Consider the following 16,394-nt stretch of genomic DNA (forward strand, 5'->3'; position numbering starts at 1 on the left):
TTAATGACAATGATCACGCGGAATTTCGTAAAATGAATTAAGCATATCTGCCTTACATTGGCGCATGTTTCTGCTACAATGGCGTTATTACTTTTCAGGGGGTGCACGAATGGCGTCAGGCTTGGCTGCTAATAAGAAGCTGAAGCATAAAATTTCTGCCGCGGCTTTACTTGTAACACTCGGTGTTGTTTATGGAGATATCGGAACATCGCCGCTTTATGTTATGAAGTCAATCGTTGCCGGAAACGGCGGCATGGGACATTTTGATACCGATTTTTTGGTCGGTTCTGTTTCGTTGATCTTCTGGACCTTGCTCATCATCACGACGATCAAGTATGTTTTGATCGCATTGCGGGCTGATAACAACGGTGAAGGTGGTATTTTTGCCTTGTACACGCTGGTTCGCCAGCGTGCCCGTTGGTTAGTCCTGCCAGCCATGATCGGCGGGGCTGCTTTGTTGGCTGATGGCATGTTGACGCCGGCTGTGACGGTGACAACGGCGATCGAAGGGCTCAAAGGCGTCCACATCAATGGCAATATTCTGATTGACAATCAGCAACAAGTCATTTGGGTTACGATTTTCATCATTACCTTTTTGTTCTTCATTCAGCGCTTTGGTACTGATCTCATCGGTAAGGCGTTCGGCCCCATTATGTTTGTGTGGTTCACCTTTTTAGGCGTTGCCGGCTTTCTCGCATTGTCAAAAGACTGGTCAATGTTACGCGCCTTGAATCCATACTACGCACTGCGTTTGCTGGTTAGCCCGGATAATAAAATGGGTCTGTTTATTTTAGGCAGCATTTTCCTGGCGACCACCGGGGCTGAAGCGTTGTATTCGGACATGGGCCATGTGGGGCGTGGCAACATATACTTAAGCTGGCCTTATGTTAATATCTGTCTGGTGTTGAACTACTTTGGCCAGGCAGTGTGGCTGGACCGCAATTCGCACGTGACAGCGTTCAATAAAATCAGTGATTTCAACCCGTTCTTTCAGATGTTGCCAGAAAGTATCCGGCTGGGTGCGATTATTTTGGCAACCTTAGCTGCGATTATTGCGTCACAGGCCTTGATTTCCGGTTCTTACACGTTAGTCTCCGAAGCCATTAAACTGCGCTTCCTACCGCGGTTGCACATTGTTTATCCAACCCGGCTTAAAGGCCAGCTGTACATCCCGGTTGTTAACACCATTTTGTGGGTAGCGTGCCTGGCAATCATCGCCTACTTCAAGACCAGTGCCGAAATGGAAGGCGCCTACGGATTGGCCATCACGATTACCATGTTGATGACCACCTTGCTGCTGTATCAATACTTACGGGTCCACCACGCGCCGACTGTGATCGCACTGGGTACCTTGATCTTCTTTGGCGCCATCGAAACGGTCTTCTTCATTTCCAGTGCCGTTAAGTTTCTCCATGGCGGCTATGTCACCGCAATGATTGCCTTTGTGATCCTAGCGATTATGTTTGTCTGGCAATACGGCGGTCGGATTCGCGACGACAACACGTACCGGGCAGAAATGGCTTCACTATTCGCTTATAAAAAACAGCTTTCCGAATTACGTAGCGATCCGAACTATCCGACTTATACCACCAATTTGGTGTATATGACCCAGATTGCCAATGACCACTACATCAAAAAAGAAATCCTGTACTCGATTCTGGATAAACGGCCAAAACGTGCCCAGGTTTATTGGTTTGTAACGGTCAACGTTACCGATGAACCCTACACAGCCGAATACACGACTGACACTTACGGCACCGACTACATGGTCAATGTCCAGCTGTTCCTAGGCTTCCGGATGGAGCAACAGGTCAACGTTTTCCTGCGGCAGATTGTTAATGACATGATGCGCGAAGGCGAATTGCCAACCCAGCCGCAGAAATACACCACAATTCCGGATCGGCAGGTCGGTGACTGGACGTTTGTACTTTTGCATGAAGAATTGTCACCGCAAACTCAAATCAAAGGTTTCCAGAAAACCATCATTCAGGCGCGGCTGTGGCTCCAGCGCGTGACCGTTTCGCCAGCTCAGTGGTTCGGCCTGGAATATGCCGATACACTAGATGAAACTGTACCGCTTGTGCTGGGGAAGATTCCGATTACCAAATTAACGCGACTAAGCCGGTCGCAGGTTGATGCTCAGGCTGAAGACGAAGACGATTAAGTCGAAGCCAAATTAATTAAAAAGGTGCCCCACAAGTCATGAAGCAAAATTTCGCTGCTGACTTGGGTGCATCTTTTTATATGGTCTGAATCGCGATTATTTTTATATCGGTCATTGCGGATTACGAACGGGCCTTTGCCTTTGTCGTGGCCCGCAACGTTGCCTGGGCTGCGGCCAGTCGCGCAACGGGGACGCGGTATGGTGAGCAGGAAACATAGCTAACGCCGATGCTGTCAAAGAAGGCAACGGAATCTGGATCGCCACCGACTTCACCGCAGACGCCGATCGGCAACTGCGATTTCGTCGTGCGGCCTTTGTCGATTGCCATCTTCATCAACGTGCCAACGCCTTCTGTATCAACCGTTTGGAATGGATCGGCTGGCAGGATTTTCTTTTCCAGGTAGGCTGGCAGGAATGAGCCGACATCGTCACGCGAGTAGCCGAACGTCAACTGGGTGAGATCGTTGGTGCCGAAGCTGAAGAAATCGGCGGCGTTGGCGATAGCGTCAGCGGTGACGCATGCGCGCGGTGTTTCGATCATCGTTCCGACTTCATACGTCACCTGAATGCCTTTAGCGGAGGCCATCTGTTCGATTTCGTTGATCACCAGTCGGCGTACCCAACGCAATTCGGTTTCCGAGTTGGTGAGCGGAATCATGATATGCGGGGCCACCGTGACGCCTTCATCGGCTAACCGGAAGACCGCATGCATCATCGCCCGAACCTGCATGGCGTAGATGTCCGGGAAGGTAACGGCTAAGCGATCGCCGCGATGGCCCAACATCGGATTGACTTCTTTCAGCGCCGCCATCCGCTCGCGTAACTGGTTCTGTTCCAGTCCCAGTTCATTAGCAACTTCGCTAATTTCACGTAAATCATGCGGGAGAAATTCATGTAATGGCGGATCCAGTAAGCGAATCGTGACACTTTTACCTGCTGCCAGACGATATAAATCATAGAAGTCCTGTTCCTGCATTTTCTCTAAGGCAGCCAGCGGTGCTTTGCGGCCTTCCGCATCTTTTGCCAAAATCAGCCGCCGCATTTGCAACAACCGCTCCGGCTGGAAAAACATGTGCTCGGTTCGGGTTAGTCCGATGCCATCTGCACCAAAAGTGAGCGCCTGCTGCAGATCCTTGGGCGTGTCGGCATTAGTGTAAACACCCATCCGACTCGCCGCCTTGGCCCAATCCAGCAAGGTGGCCAGGCTTTCCTTAACCATGGCGGCGGTGGTTGTGATGCGCCCGCGATAAAGGTGCCCGGTTGTGCCATCGACCGATACCCAATCGCCTTCATGAAGCACGATGTCGCCAACTGTGGCTGTTTTGGCGTGTTCATCGACACTCAGCGCGTGCATCCCCACGACGCCGGTGGCTCCCATGCCGCGGGCAACCACTGCTGCGTGTGAGGTCATGCCGCCGCGAGCGGTGACAATCGCCTGACTGACGATCATCCCTTCAATGTCCTCCGGTGAGGTGTCCTGCCGCATTAAAATAACCTGATGACCGGCTTCGTGCGCAGCTTTGGCCTCCGCAGCGGTGAAGTAAACTTCACCGGTTGCCGCTCCGGGTGATGCCGGCAACCCGGTGGCCAAAACGTCATGGGCGGCCAATGCCTGTGGGTCAAATTCCGGATGCAACATGTCACTCAGCGATTTCGGCTCAATCCGCATTAAGGCTTCCTGCCGATCAATTAGCCCTTCATTGACCAAATCGACGGCAATTTTAACCGCAGCAGCCGGCGTCCGTTTTCCGTTACGCGCCTGCAAGAGATAGAGTTCGCCGTGTTCGATCGTGAATTCAAGATCCTGCATGTCGCGATAATGCTGCTCCAAAGTCGTGGCGATCGCTGCCAGCTGATCGTAAACTTCCGGCATCTGCTCATGCAAAACCGCAACCGGTTGCGGCGTCCGCACGCCGGAGACAACATCCTCACCTTGGGCATTTAAAAGATACTCACCAAACAAGGCGCGGTCGCCGGTCGCCGGATCGCGGGTAAAGGCCACCCCGGTACCGGAATCTTCACCGGCGTTGCCGAAAACCATGGTCTGCACATTAACGGCTGTGCCCAAGTCTTCGGGAATATGATTTTCGCGCCGATAAATCACTGCGCGCCGATTGTTCCACGATTCAAACACTGCAACAATCGCCGCTAAGATTTGAGCTTTGGGCGATTGAGGGAACGATTTGCCTGCGTCTGTGTACAGCTGCTTGAAGGCCTGGATAATCCGCTTCAGGTCATCGGTGGTTAACGCCAGATCGGACGTGTACCCCTTTTCCTGTTTGATCGCGGTCAAAACATCATCAAACGCACTTTCGGACAGGCCGTAGACGACATTCCCGAACATGGCCAGCAGCCGGCGATAACTATCATAGGCGAAACGCGTATCCGCCGTCAGCGTTGCCAGCGCCTGCACGGTTTGGTCGTTCAATCCGATATTCAAAATCGTGTCCATCATGCCAGGCATCGAAATCGGTGCGCCGGAACGAACCGAAACCAGCAGTGGCGCGGTCGGGTCATCAAAACGCTTCCCGGTAGCCTGTTCCAATGCCTGCAAATGTTCGTCCAGCTCGGCCAACAAGGCATCCGACAGGCCATGTTGCTGCTGATAGTCATGGCAGGCCGCTGTTGTCATGGTGAATCCCGGAGGAACCGGTAAACCAAGATTCGTCATTTCGGCAAGGTTAGCGCCTTTGCCGCCCAATAAAGCCCGCATCTCCATGTTGCCTTCTGCAAACGCATAGATTTGTTTCATCACAAATCCTCCCATTCGTTAAATATGACGTTATATATGTTCGCTATATAATGTATTATTTAGTTTCGAAAATTGCAAGCGTTTACACCTAAAAATTGGCCTATTTCTTTTAATTTTTTTAAAGCAAGAAAAAAGCTGCTGGCAGTATTCGCCAAACAGCCTATGGGGCAAGGGTTTCGATCAGATATTTAAAAATGCGATTCTTGGTAATTTTTCCAATGACATGCGTGTCACCACGGTTTTGGACTACTGGCAATGAATCAACGTTGTGTTTAAGCAGCAACTTGCTGGCGTCCATAATCGTGGTATCAGCCGTCACGGTGACGACATTGGGCATCCGAGTCATCACGATACTGGCAGGCAATGTCGTATCGCGATCGGTAAAGCTGGCCCGCAGCAAATCTTTACGCGAAATCAAGCCAACCAAGGCGCCGTCATCATCCAGCACATACAAGGAGCCAACATCGGCGATAAAAAGCTTGGTCACCGCCTCTTCCATCGAGGTCGTGAGCTTGATTTCCGTTGGTGGAAGCAGGATTTTGGCAATGGCCGTTTTAAACAACGCCTCATTGCCGGCCGGTAAAATGCTGGCACCCTGGTAAGCGTAACCTACTTTAGGCCGGGCATCCAGAATGCCAATCGTTGTCAGCAGACGCAAATCGGCCCGAATCGTGGCCAAACTGATTTTTAACTTGGCCGCTAATGTTTCCCCGGTCATGGGGCTGTCAGCTTTCAACAGCTGAACAATTTTACGTTGACGTTTGGTAAGTTGCGTAGGTGCCCCCTCCTTTTTATAATCAACAGTATAACATTTTTGAGATATATGACGTGATATTCAACCTTAAAAAGCTGGAATATGCCAAAAGAAATCCGGCACATCGGGTAAACCGACCTTGCCGGAATTATCTTCAAAGCGTTTGTTTTTTAAGAATCTTCAAGTGATCATCAAGTGTATAGACAATCGGCTGCGCATTGCCGATCTCGACTTTGTTGATACCGGCGTCGCTGATGTCTTCCATGTACTTAACCAGCGCCCGTAGCGTTGATCCATGGGCCACGATGAGCTGATTCTTGCCTGCCATGAGCCGCGGCGCCAACTCGGCACTCCAGTACGGCAGCAAGCGTTCACTCGCATCCGCAAGACTTTCACCCCGCGGAATAATAGTGGCCGGATACTGGTGGTACCGTCGCGAACGACTGGGATGCGCCAGCAACGGCGGATGCGCGTAAAAACTGCGCCGCCAGCTGGCAACCTGATCCGGGCCAAAAAGTTTGCGGGTCAGGTCTTTGTTGATCCCGCGCAGTGCCCCATAATGCCGTTCATTCAGTCGCCAACTTTTGGTAATCGGCAGGTAATTCTGCCCGATCTTGTCCTGCACAATGTAGGCAGTCATGATGGCACGTGATAGCACACTAGTATGGACATGATCAAACAGGATCCCGGTTGTCGCGATCTTGTTCCCGGCCTCGGCTGCTTGCGCCTTACCATGCGCGGTTAACCCCACATCGGACCAGCCGGTATAAGTATTTTGTTGATTGGCAATGCTTTCGCCATGGCGTAAAAGGACTAGTTTGACCAAATCGCAACCTCCCTAACCAAACTAGTATAACAATCTCAGCAGAATTAGGGTAGTCCGACCGAATCCGAATCCGGCTTGGCAGCAACTGCTTTGCCGCCAAGTCACGAAAATGATAGGCTACTATATATTGAGACAAGCAAGGCGAGCACTGCCTTAGCTTTTAGAAAGAAGGATGCTCATGGCCAAGTCGCTTCGATCGGTCACGATGGTCGAGCTTTTTTATGATTTGATTTTTGCCTATGCTGTTGGTCGCATGGCGCAAACCCTGGCTTTGCCGGTGCATGGCAGGATCGCACCGCAAATAATCGGGGAATTTTTATTGATGCTGCTGGTGTTTTGGGTGATTTGGACCTACCAGACCGTCTTAACGAATCAGTTTTCCCATCCCCAATGGCGCCACAACCTTTTTAGCCTGTTCAACATGTTCTGGGTCATCGTTTTAAGCACCGCCATCACCAGCGATCTCGCTACAACCAAGTGGCCGTTTCAGTTGAGTATGGCAGTTCTATTTTTGAGTCTGGCAAGCGAATATGGCCTGACTTGGCGAAAAAGTCATGCGACCCTCGCCAAAATATCCGGACTGACACTTGCGACCGGTAGCGTGATTGCTTTGATATCGCTCTTTCTAAAGCCCTATACCCTTTCGTTCGTTGTCTTTTTTGTGGCAATTATCGGCGCCGCCCTGATGCCATCCCTGGTTTGGCGACCAAATAGAGCCCCACTGACCGATCTCGCCCATTTAAGCGAACGGTACGCGTTACTGGTTTTGTTGATCTTCGGTGAATCGATTATTGGCGTGGCGGACACAGTCTATGCCGGTCTTTCCTTCCCGGCAGCACTTTTCTTCCTGGTCGTCATGCTGTTGTTTGTGGCCTATCAACTCGTCTATGATAACGGCCTCAATCGCCGGCAGAAAAATGGCGGGTTAGCGGTGATCCATCTACATTATCCGCTCATGGCCGCGATTCTCAGTCTCAGTACGCTGATCCACTTATGGTTGGCGCACTTACTTGATCCGCAGTGGTTTGCTTTTGCTATCACCCTCACTTTGGCTGTCTACTATTTTAGCCTCATCGGTTACCTAAGTGCTTACCCGGTCAAGCGGATTGACATTGGCTTCAAGCGCTGGTTCTACTTGGGTTTCTCACTTTTGATCTTCGGCGTTTACAGCTTGATGACATCGGTTATGCCGCTGCCCTTCCTGCTTGGCTTGACCGCCTACCTCCTCGCCGACACGCTTTATCTTTGGCAATTCATCTTACATCCCAATGGACCGACCTATTAGGATGTATAATTAAAGAGTGTAAACCAGTTCACTCTGAACTGATAAATGCATCCAAGAAAGGGGAGCTCCACATGACAACCTATGATGTCACCTTCAACACGGTTGATGGCAAATCACTGATCAAGCGTAACGTCGAAAGCGACCACGAAAATGCCCGAGTTTGGGAAGACGCGGTGGAACGGTTTGACGCTGATCACCTTTACATCAAAATGAATGACAAGACAATGGTCAGCCTACTGCGGCGAGCCGTGGTCAGAATCGATATGACGGAACTGCCAAGTGATATCGAAAAACGCGCTAATCGACGCGATGAATTCCGCAACGCCATGTACACACTGAGTCAAATCGGCCTGTAGATGGATTGCTGAAACCCGATCATTGAATGACGTGGTTTTGATGACAATTTAACATATAGCGGGCTTGCTTGATCACAAGCAAGTCAAAAAAGAATCCGCTTTGGCTTTGAGCCGAAGCGGATTCTTTTTTGCGTCTTAAGGATCTACTGACACCGAAACTAGTCAGCGTAGGTCAACCACCACTGACTAAAGTCAGTGGCTTGTGAGCAAACACCCCTGTTACGAGCGCTTGAATCACAATTTGCACAGATACACCATTGCAGGCAGTTCTACGAACTGCTTGTCTTACACGGCAATTACCAGTGCCTTTAGCGTCCCCAGGTTGCCATAGGGACGAGCCTAATCAGGCTAATTTAGCAATACCTTTGATCAGTATGTTCTGAGCGGCATTGTGATCGCGAACGTGATGGGTCTGGCATTTAGGACAGTTCCATTCTCGATCAGCAAGCGTCAGCTTATCAGTGCCTTCTGTTCCCATGACGAAGCCGCAATGATGGCAGGTTTGCGTGGTATTCTTAGGATTGATCGTTACAAACTGGCGACCATAAAGGTCAGCTTTGTAAGTTAGCATGCCTAAGAATGTACGCCAGCCTACGTCTGCGATACTCATGGCCAAGGCATGATTTTTTAGTAAGTTCTTACTTCGCAATTCCTCTGCAACCACCAAATCGTGGTTCTTGATGAGTGTGGTTGAGACGTTGTGCAGGAAGTTCTTACGGCGATCTAGAACCTTGGCATGAATTTTGGCAACTACCAAGCGCTGTTTTTGGTAATTTTTACTGTTCCGTAACGGCCGATGCTCTTTCTTTGCCCTTCGAGCACGGCGTGACAAAATGCGTTGTTCCTTAGCCAATCGTCCCTTAATTGTTCGATAGTAGCGCGGATTGGCAACGACTTTGCCATTACTGGTAGTCAAAAAGTTTTCCGTGTTGAGGTCAATGCCAGTTTGCCGGTTGGTCTTGGCAGGCTTCGTCATGAAGGGTGTATCAGAACCCAGCTGCATGGATAAAAAGAAACGGTCGGCAGCGTCCTTAGTAATCGTGACAGTGCCAATACGAGTTTCTGCTTTCCGATTCAGTAATCGTTTGTGGGAGCCTTTAATGCGCAGACGACCTAACTTAGGCACTAAGACGTGCTTACCATCTTCAAAGCAGACGGTCCCGTTGGTTAGCTGCGTCGTTTTCTGCTGGATATATTGACAATTAGTTTGATAACTCCAAGCATAGCTCTTACGGTGGAATTTTGGAATGCCAGTACCATGAACCTTTCGAAAGGCTTTCCATGCCTTGCGGTAGTTTCGGATAGCGTTAGCCTTAGCAAGACTGTCAATTCGCTTGTCTTCTAAGAATTGGAAATGATTTGACAGCTGCTTGGCATTTTGGCGTAGTTTAAGCTGCTTGATTCGATCTTGAACCATATCAATTGATAACTTAATTTGTTTTAATTGCCAGAGTTCTTTACCGATCGCAACCATCTCGTTATAGACGAAGCGACTGGCATCGCTGTTAAGCTTAATCAATTTCTTTTGGCGATCACTCGGGTAGATGCGAACCTTCAAGCCATAATGATATTCTAATTGTGCCATTGACTTCATTTTATCTCACCTTTTTTCTTGCTATAATGGTATTATAGCATTCGTCAATGACTACAACAATTGAGGTGACTTTTATGACTAAAGAAAAAATCCAAGACGCGGTTTATACCAGACGCTATATCTATAATTTTCATTACCATTTGATCTGGGTCACGAAATATCGCAATCAAACTTTTGCAACTAAGGAACTGGCAGATGAAATGAAAAGCATTCTGCAAAAGGTTGCCGATGATAATAAGATTGTGATCGAAAAAATGGAAGTCATGCCCGATCATGTCCATGTCTTGATCAGTTTTCCGCCTAGCAAGGCGCCAACCAGTGCCATCAAGGCGCTCAAGGGTAGAAGCGCCTTTTTTTTTCTCAAACGGCATCCGGAAATTCGTCACTCTCAGGATTGGGGTGGGCATTTATGGTCACCCAGCTACTACATGAGTACACTTGGCAACATGAGCAAGGGCGTCGTTGAGCATTACATCAACAACCAAAAATACAACGAACTAAAAAAACGCCCTAACAGGCGTTGAGAGCGGGCCGATCCATCCCATGACTAAAGTCACTGGATTTCCGGCCGGCCATAATTAAAATGGGTTAATGGTGCATGCTTAACGTCCTCGATGGTCTTGGTTCCGGCAAGCTGCATGATGATTTCAAGTTCGTGGTCAATTTGCTCGAACACGCTTTGAACCCCTTGAGCACCGCCTAAAGCCAAGCCGTAAATAACCGGACGGCCAAATGCAACCAGGTCGGCACCGGCTGCTAACGCCTTGAAAGCGTGGCTGCCGCGGCGAATGCCGGAATCAAAGATAATCGGAACGCGCTTGTTGACAGCCTTGGCAATAGCCGGCAAAACATCAAAGGAAGCCGGGCCACCATTCAACTGCCGGCCGCCATGGTTAGAAACATAGACAGCAGCTGCACCTGCGCCAATTGCCCGCAAAGCATCTTCCGGTGACTGAATGCCCTTAACGATCACCGGCAAGTCCGTGTACTCCGCAATGCGGCGGACATCGTCTTCACCGATCTTTTGTGCGGCAGAGGCATAAATTTCGCCGATACCCTTACCTTTGCCGTCGCCTTCGGAATACTTTTCCAAGTTTGGCATTGGGATTGGGAATTGGAAGTTATTAATGATATCCTCTTCGCGATAGCCATCAACGGTCGCATCAACGGTGAGGATAATCCCCTTGACACCGGCCTTTTTGGCTTCATCAAGCAAGCTCTTGTTAAAGTCCCAATCCTTGCTCATGTATAGCTGGAACAATTGCGGCGCACCATTGCCGGCTGCTGCTGTGTCAGCAATTGATGTTGAACTATAGGTACTTTGGGCCATCAAGCCACCAACTGCAGCCACACCGCGGGCGGTATCTTTTTCACCTTGACTGTGTGCCAGTCCTTGAGCCGCTGTCGGCGCCATCATGACTGGTGTCTTCAGGTCAATGCCCAAAAAGCTGGTCGACAAGTCCGGTGAGTCAATATTCGACAACGCCTTCGGAACAATCTGTGCATGATTGAAAGCCTTGGTGTTCTCGGCTAAAGTCCATTCATCTTCGGATCCGCCAACAATGTACCCGAAGCCGCCTGTTGGAATAATCTTCTTTGCTTCATCCGCCAATGACGGCAAATTCAAAATATTCAGTTTTTTCTCTGCATCGCTCTGCTCGTAACCATTAACAACTGTCATGTGTCAAAAAGCCTCCCAAATTGCTTACTTATTAGAACACTTATTAGTGTAACACTTATAATTAGTAAGTAAAGGCGTTTTGCTGATTTTTTGTAAGTGAAGATGCAAAGGCTTAAAAATCAACGTGCAGGCGCCTAACGAAAAGCAAAAAGGAGAAGCCCGCTACTGCGTCTTCTCCTTAAGTAACTATCGGCCGTCTTGTTTCAGCCGTTAATCTTCTTTTTTCCCTTTGGCCTTATCAACCACGTCATTGAACTTTTCGGCAATCTTGTCCTTGGCATCGCTAAGCTTTTCTTTCGCTTCGCCTACCATTTGTTCGGTCTTGCCCTTAGCCTCGGTTGATTCGTCACCAGTCACCTTGCCAGCAGTTTCCTTTACTTTACCGCTAACTTTGTCTTTTGCTGCATCAAAATCTGCCATATGATCAGTCCCTTCTTTTTTACTTACTTTAAGTGTACCAAGTTGACTGATCATTGTTCCACTATTAAGCTCATAAACAAATAACTTATTTTTGATCCGCTATTTTAATGACGAAGCGGGCCGATTGGCTTGCATCCCAAAAGATCAAGCAAGATTCATCTCAGCTGTTTAAGGAAGCTAGTAGCATTTATCAAGTTATCTTCTATTCCAAAATTATCAAGAATCGTCGCACCAAGATCACTAAAGGTCTCTCTGATTCCAAGATCAGCGTTAGATAAACTCGTGGAATACACAAGCAAAGGCACATACTCACGTGTATGATCATTACCTCTAAATGTCGGATCGTTGCCATGGTCTGCTGTCACAATCAGTAAATCCGTTTCTGATATATTGGAGACCACGTCACGCAATTTTTGATCGACTTGTTCTAGTTCTATACCGTACCCTTTTGCATCACGACGATGTCCATAATTAGAATCAAAATCAACCAGATTAGCAAAAACAAACTTATATTTTTGATTGTCAAGAGCAGCCAGAATTTGATTTAGTCCATCCAGATTACTTGTTGTATGAACTTGAGAATCAATGCCTCTTCCAGAAAAAATATCGTTAATCTTGCCGATGCCGCAGACGGGAACTCCATTTGCATTTAGTAGATCTAACACTGTCGCTTGTTTAGGTACCATCGAAAAGTCGTGTCGATTGGCTGTCCGCTCAAAATCATCAGGATTCTGGCCAACAAATGGACGTGCAATGACTCTGCCAACGTTCCAACTACTATCATCAAGCGTAAATCGTATGAAGCGGCAAATTCGATATAGTTCATCGACCGGCACAATAGCTTCATGAGCCGCCACTTGGATTACCGAATCTCCTGACGTATATACGATCAAACCACCTTCAGCAATCTGTTTCTCGCCGTAATCTTTAATAGCCTGAGTTCCGGAATAAGGTTGGTTCAAAAGCACCTTGCGATTTGAGAACTTTTCAATTTTGTCGACTAATTCATATGGAAATCCATTGGGAAAAGTATCCAGAGGCTCTTTAACAGGAACTCCCATCATTTCCCAGTGTCCATCCATGCTATCCTTTCCAGCCGAAATTTCACGCATCTTTCCAACTGCACTTGATAATTTACTTCGCGCTTTAATGCCCTTTAGTGGTTCATCACGACAAATACGGCCAAGCCCCAATTCCGTTAATTGAGGTAGCGCTAATTCACCTTCCCAATACGAGCAAAGATGTCCCAGTGTATCTGCTCCTTGATCGCCAAACGCTGTGGCATCCGGTGCCGAACCAATCCCAACTGAATCCAATACAATTGTAATAATTCGTTCAAATTTTCTCACTCAGCAACACGCTCCCGACTTTCAGGTTTAATTTTTTTTAGCGGATTAGGGATGAGATTAACAACAATGAGCGAAACAAAATACAAGGATCCTAGCAATAATAATGCTGCTGAAAATCCGCTTCGATCGATCATGTATCCAATAAGAATTGGCGAAAGCCCGCCAATCGCCCTGCCAGTGTTAAAAATGGCATTATTGGCAAAACTTCTTATTTCCGTTGGATAAAAGCTACTGATGAGTGCCCCGTAGCCGGCATTCATACCGTTGGCAAAAAATCCAACAACTGCTCCGATAATTAGCATTAGAAAAGAACTGTGTACAAATATATATAAGGTCACCGACAATCCAGACATAATCAAGAATGCTGAATAAGTCAACTTGGATCCAAATTTATCGTACAATTTGCCAAAAGACAGCATGCCGAGTGACATCCCAATAATGGTTGAAATCATCCATAAAGACGACCCGGAAACTGACAAACCCTGCTTCTTTTCAAGCAATGAAGGTAGCCAATTCATTAAACCGTAATATCCCGCAACTTGAATGGCTGACATAATCGTCAATCCCAGCGTAATTAACGCAACTTTAGGCCGCCTAAAAAGCAAGCTTATTCGTGGACTCGTTGTTTTCTCTACATCCTCCGCATGTGCATGTTGCCAGATCTTAGTTTCCGGAAGATGGCGACGAACAAAATAAGCTAAAAATACAGGAATAACACCAAATATAAAAGCAGCACGCCATCCTGCTAGCGGAATAACAATTGCTGCTATTAACGCAGCAACCAGGGTTCCCATTTGTCCGCCAACGGTAATCCAAGATGACATTTGACCTCGACGATCTTTTGGAAAGGCTTCTGCAACTAATGCCATGCCTATTCCATATTCTCCACCCGCGCCTAATCCAACTAAAAACCTTAATATATAGATTTCAAAAATATTTCGGGCAAAAGCCATCAATAAGGTCGCGATTGCAAAGACAAAGATCGTATAGGTAAAGACTTTAATTCTGCCTTTCTTATCTGCCCAATACCCAAAAATCACACCGCCGACCATCATGCCAATATTTGTGACTGAAGGTAAAACTCCTCCTGCTGCAGAAGAAATATGGAATTCATTGATGATCGAACTAAGTGCAAAGGATAACAATAGAACATCCATACCTTCAAGGCCCAGTCCTAGCATAGATGAAACCAATATTTTCTTCTGATATGATCCGGTTTCGTGCATTACAATGCCCCTTTCTAAAGAATCATATTAAGACAGAATTTAAGACAGATTCTGCAGACTTCTGATGAATTCGGTTATAATCTTCAGGCTCCTCCCACTGATATGTTGCACGACTCAAATGAACAACAAGACAGTTAGCCACAGGAATATTGTAAAGAGACCCTAATAAAAACAGAACTGCGGATTCCATCTCTGCGTTAATAATGTTTCGTTCCTGCCAGAACTGCATTTTGGTTTTATCTGCCTTGAGTTGGCTTCCTACGATATTGGGCTGCCGATACTGACCCAAAAAATAAGTTTCAGTGGTTAAACCAATCCCGGTATAAACCCTAAACCCACTTTCTAGCGCGCCTTGGTAAATTTTATTGACTAACAGAGGATCAGCAACGGCAGGATAGCTATCTGGCACGTAGTCTCTCATCAACCCAGACGTACGCGCCATTGCACGATTGATAATGATGTCTCCGGGATGAATATCATCACGCCATGAACCACAGCCGCCGCAACGAATAATTTGCTTTGCACCATTTTCGATAAGCTCAATAATACATATTTCTGTCGATCCAACACCCATTCCCGTCGAACAGATGGAAACTTGATGACCTTTAAATTTCCCAGCAACCAAAACAAATTCGCGGCTATCTTCTATTTTACGTTTCGACTCCCAGTCTTTAGAAATCAAATCAACTCTACCGGGATCACCAACTATCAAGGTTACTTCTCCTAAGTCACCTTTTTGAAGGTGTGTTAAATGTTCACTGCTCATGCGACTCGACCTTCTTTACCTTTTAATGTAAGAACTGTTAACAGAGAAACAATATAGAGAACTGATAAAAAGCCCATGGTCACAACTAAACTTGAATGATCAAGCAAGAAGCCAATCACCACTGATGAGAATCCTCCAATTGCCCGACCAATATTAAAAATCAGATTATTAGCTGTTGCGCGGATTTTTGTCTCGTAAAGATTACCCACAATAGCACCATATCCGGCATTCATCCCGTTAGCAAAGAAGCCAACCACCGTTCCACCAATTAGTAACGCAGCCTGTGTATCTGCGAAGCTGTACAGAAAAACCGAAACTGCAGATGCAAATAAAAAAATAGAGTAAGCAACTTTACTACCAATTCTATCCATGATCTGTCCGAAGACTAACATACCTAATGACATCCCAACAATCGTTGCAATCATCCAAATTGATGAACTGGAAACTGACAAGCCTGACTTCTTTTGTAAAATTGAGGGTAACCAGTTCATCAAGCCAAAATAGCCAGCTATCTGAACGGTTGCCATAATTGTTAGTTTAATAGTGTTGCTAGCATTACCGTTTCTAAACAAATCTAGCAAACCTGGCTTATCATCCTCGCGCTTTGAAGTTTCTTTGTTTACTTTCACCCATTCTGCTGACTCTGGCATTTTAAAGTAAACATAGATACCCAAGAAAATAGGTAAAGCGCCAAAAATGAATAACCCCCGCCACCCCGAAATCGGAATAATGATCGCCGCAGCCAAAGCGGCAACGATACTACCAACCTGGCCCAGAATCGTCACGTACGATGTAACGCGACCTCTTTGTTCGCTATTAAAAACATCCGCGACCATTGACATAATAACACCATAAACACCGCCACCGCCGACGCCAACCAAGAACCGGAAGAAATACACCATAGTAATACTATTAGCGAATGCCATCATTCCTGTAGCTGCCGCGTAAATGACTGTTGTTATAGCGTAAATCTTTACCCGCCCGTTTCGGTCTGCCATCGGTCCAAAGATCAAACCACCAACCAACATACCAAGGTTAGTGATTGTTGAAATAAAGCCGCCCGCTGTTCCACTGATGTGAAAGCTTGTCATCATGCTTGCCAAAACAAATGACAAAAGCATCGTGCTAGCAGACTGGGAAAAAAGACCACTTCCTCCTACAAATAATGCTCGTCGTTGTTCACGATTAGCTGGACTTAAACGTTCTTCCACCCTTAAAACC

General features: G+C 47.2%; 14 protein-coding genes. 4 read left to right on the forward strand and 10 right to left on the reverse strand.

Annotated elements, in window-relative coordinates; all coding sequences use genetic code 11:
* The first annotated feature begins 109 nt into the window (after nucleotides 1–109).
* A complete protein-coding gene (locus LACPH_RS10915) occupies nucleotides 110–2,164 on the forward strand; it encodes a KUP/HAK/KT family potassium transporter (RefSeq protein WP_010492273.1) in 2,055 nt (684 codons plus the stop codon).
* A 121-nt stretch (nucleotides 2,165–2,285) separates the two neighbouring features.
* On the opposite strand, the gene ppdK is transcribed toward LACPH_RS10915, so the two are convergent.
* The 3 genes from ppdK to LACPH_RS10930 all read right to left on the reverse strand — a co-directional run bounded on the left by ppdK (nucleotide 2,286) and on the right by LACPH_RS10930 (nucleotide 6,496).
* Nucleotides 2,286–4,916, reverse strand: a complete 2,631-nt coding sequence (gene ppdK / locus LACPH_RS10920; protein ID WP_306386925.1) for a pyruvate, phosphate dikinase — start codon at nucleotides 4,914–4,916, stop codon at nucleotides 2,286–2,288.
* Nucleotides 4,917–5,076: 160 nt separating this feature from the next.
* A complete protein-coding gene (locus LACPH_RS10925) occupies nucleotides 5,077–5,664 on the reverse strand; it encodes a CBS domain-containing protein (RefSeq protein WP_087912716.1) in 588 nt (195 codons plus the stop codon).
* A gap of 160 nt (nucleotides 5,665–5,824) precedes the next feature.
* Nucleotides 5,825–6,496: a 2,3-bisphosphoglycerate-dependent phosphoglycerate mutase gene (locus LACPH_RS10930; RefSeq protein ID WP_087912717.1), complete on the reverse strand. Its 672-nt coding sequence runs from the start codon at nucleotides 6,494–6,496 to the stop codon at nucleotides 5,825–5,827.
* 178 nt (nucleotides 6,497–6,674) lie between these two features.
* Between LACPH_RS10930 and LACPH_RS10935 the strand changes: the two genes are divergently transcribed.
* Nucleotides 6,675–7,781: a low temperature requirement protein A gene (locus LACPH_RS10935; protein WP_306386926.1), complete on the forward strand. Its 1,107-nt coding sequence runs from the start codon at nucleotides 6,675–6,677 to the stop codon at nucleotides 7,779–7,781.
* A gap of 71 nt (nucleotides 7,782–7,852) precedes the next feature.
* Entirely contained in the window at nucleotides 7,853–8,137 is a 285-nt protein-coding gene (locus LACPH_RS10940) for a chromosome partitioning protein ParB (RefSeq protein ID WP_047105507.1), read from the forward strand.
* 343 nt (nucleotides 8,138–8,480) lie between these two features.
* On the opposite strand, the gene LACPH_RS10945 is transcribed toward LACPH_RS10940, so the two are convergent.
* Nucleotides 8,481–9,731: an RNA-guided endonuclease InsQ/TnpB family protein gene (locus LACPH_RS10945; RefSeq protein WP_306386928.1), complete on the reverse strand. Its 1,251-nt coding sequence runs from the start codon at nucleotides 9,729–9,731 to the stop codon at nucleotides 8,481–8,483.
* Nucleotides 9,732–9,805: 74 nt separating this feature from the next.
* On the opposite strand from LACPH_RS10945, the gene tnpA reads away from it, so the two are divergent.
* On the forward strand, nucleotides 9,806–10,255 hold the full coding sequence (gene tnpA, locus LACPH_RS10950; protein ID WP_306386929.1) for an IS200/IS605 family transposase: 450 nt from the start codon (nucleotides 9,806–9,808) through the stop codon (nucleotides 10,253–10,255).
* A gap of 29 nt (nucleotides 10,256–10,284) precedes the next feature.
* Here tnpA and LACPH_RS10955 read toward each other — a convergent pair whose 3' ends face one another.
* The 6 genes from LACPH_RS10955 to LACPH_RS10980 form a co-directional block, all read right to left on the reverse strand.
* Nucleotides 10,285–11,412: a lactate oxidase gene (locus LACPH_RS10955; protein WP_087912721.1), complete on the reverse strand. Its 1,128-nt coding sequence runs from the start codon at nucleotides 11,410–11,412 to the stop codon at nucleotides 10,285–10,287.
* 210 nt (nucleotides 11,413–11,622) lie between these two features.
* Nucleotides 11,623–11,832, reverse strand: coding sequence for a CsbD family protein (locus tag LACPH_RS10960; RefSeq protein WP_025013314.1), 210 nt, complete (start codon nucleotides 11,830–11,832; stop codon nucleotides 11,623–11,625).
* Between the two features lie 155 nt (nucleotides 11,833–11,987).
* Nucleotides 11,988–13,181 carry a phosphopentomutase gene (locus LACPH_RS10965; RefSeq protein ID WP_306386931.1) on the reverse strand — a complete coding sequence of 398 codons (1,194 nt, stop codon included), beginning with the start codon at nucleotides 13,179–13,181 and terminating at the stop codon, nucleotides 11,988–11,990.
* Nucleotides 13,178–14,407: an MFS transporter gene (locus LACPH_RS10970; protein ID WP_306386932.1), complete on the reverse strand. Its 1,230-nt coding sequence runs from the start codon at nucleotides 14,405–14,407 to the stop codon at nucleotides 13,178–13,180. The genes LACPH_RS10965 and LACPH_RS10970 overlap by 4 nt, the downstream gene beginning before the upstream one ends.
* Nucleotides 14,408–14,429: 22 nt before the next feature.
* Nucleotides 14,430–15,173, reverse strand: a complete 744-nt coding sequence (locus LACPH_RS10975) for a nucleoside phosphorylase (protein ID WP_306386933.1) — start codon at nucleotides 15,171–15,173, stop codon at nucleotides 14,430–14,432.
* Nucleotides 15,170–16,384 (reverse strand): MFS transporter, encoded by a 1,215-nt coding sequence (locus LACPH_RS10980; RefSeq protein WP_306386934.1) that lies wholly within the window; start codon nucleotides 16,382–16,384, stop codon nucleotides 15,170–15,172. Before LACPH_RS10980 ends, LACPH_RS10975 begins: the two co-directional genes overlap by 4 nt.
* Nucleotides 16,385–16,394 lie beyond the last annotated feature (10 nt).

This window comes from Lacticaseibacillus parahuelsenbergensis, from assembly GCF_030770265.1.
GTDB classification, from domain to species: domain Bacteria; phylum Bacillota; class Bacilli; order Lactobacillales; family Lactobacillaceae; genus Lacticaseibacillus; species Lacticaseibacillus casei.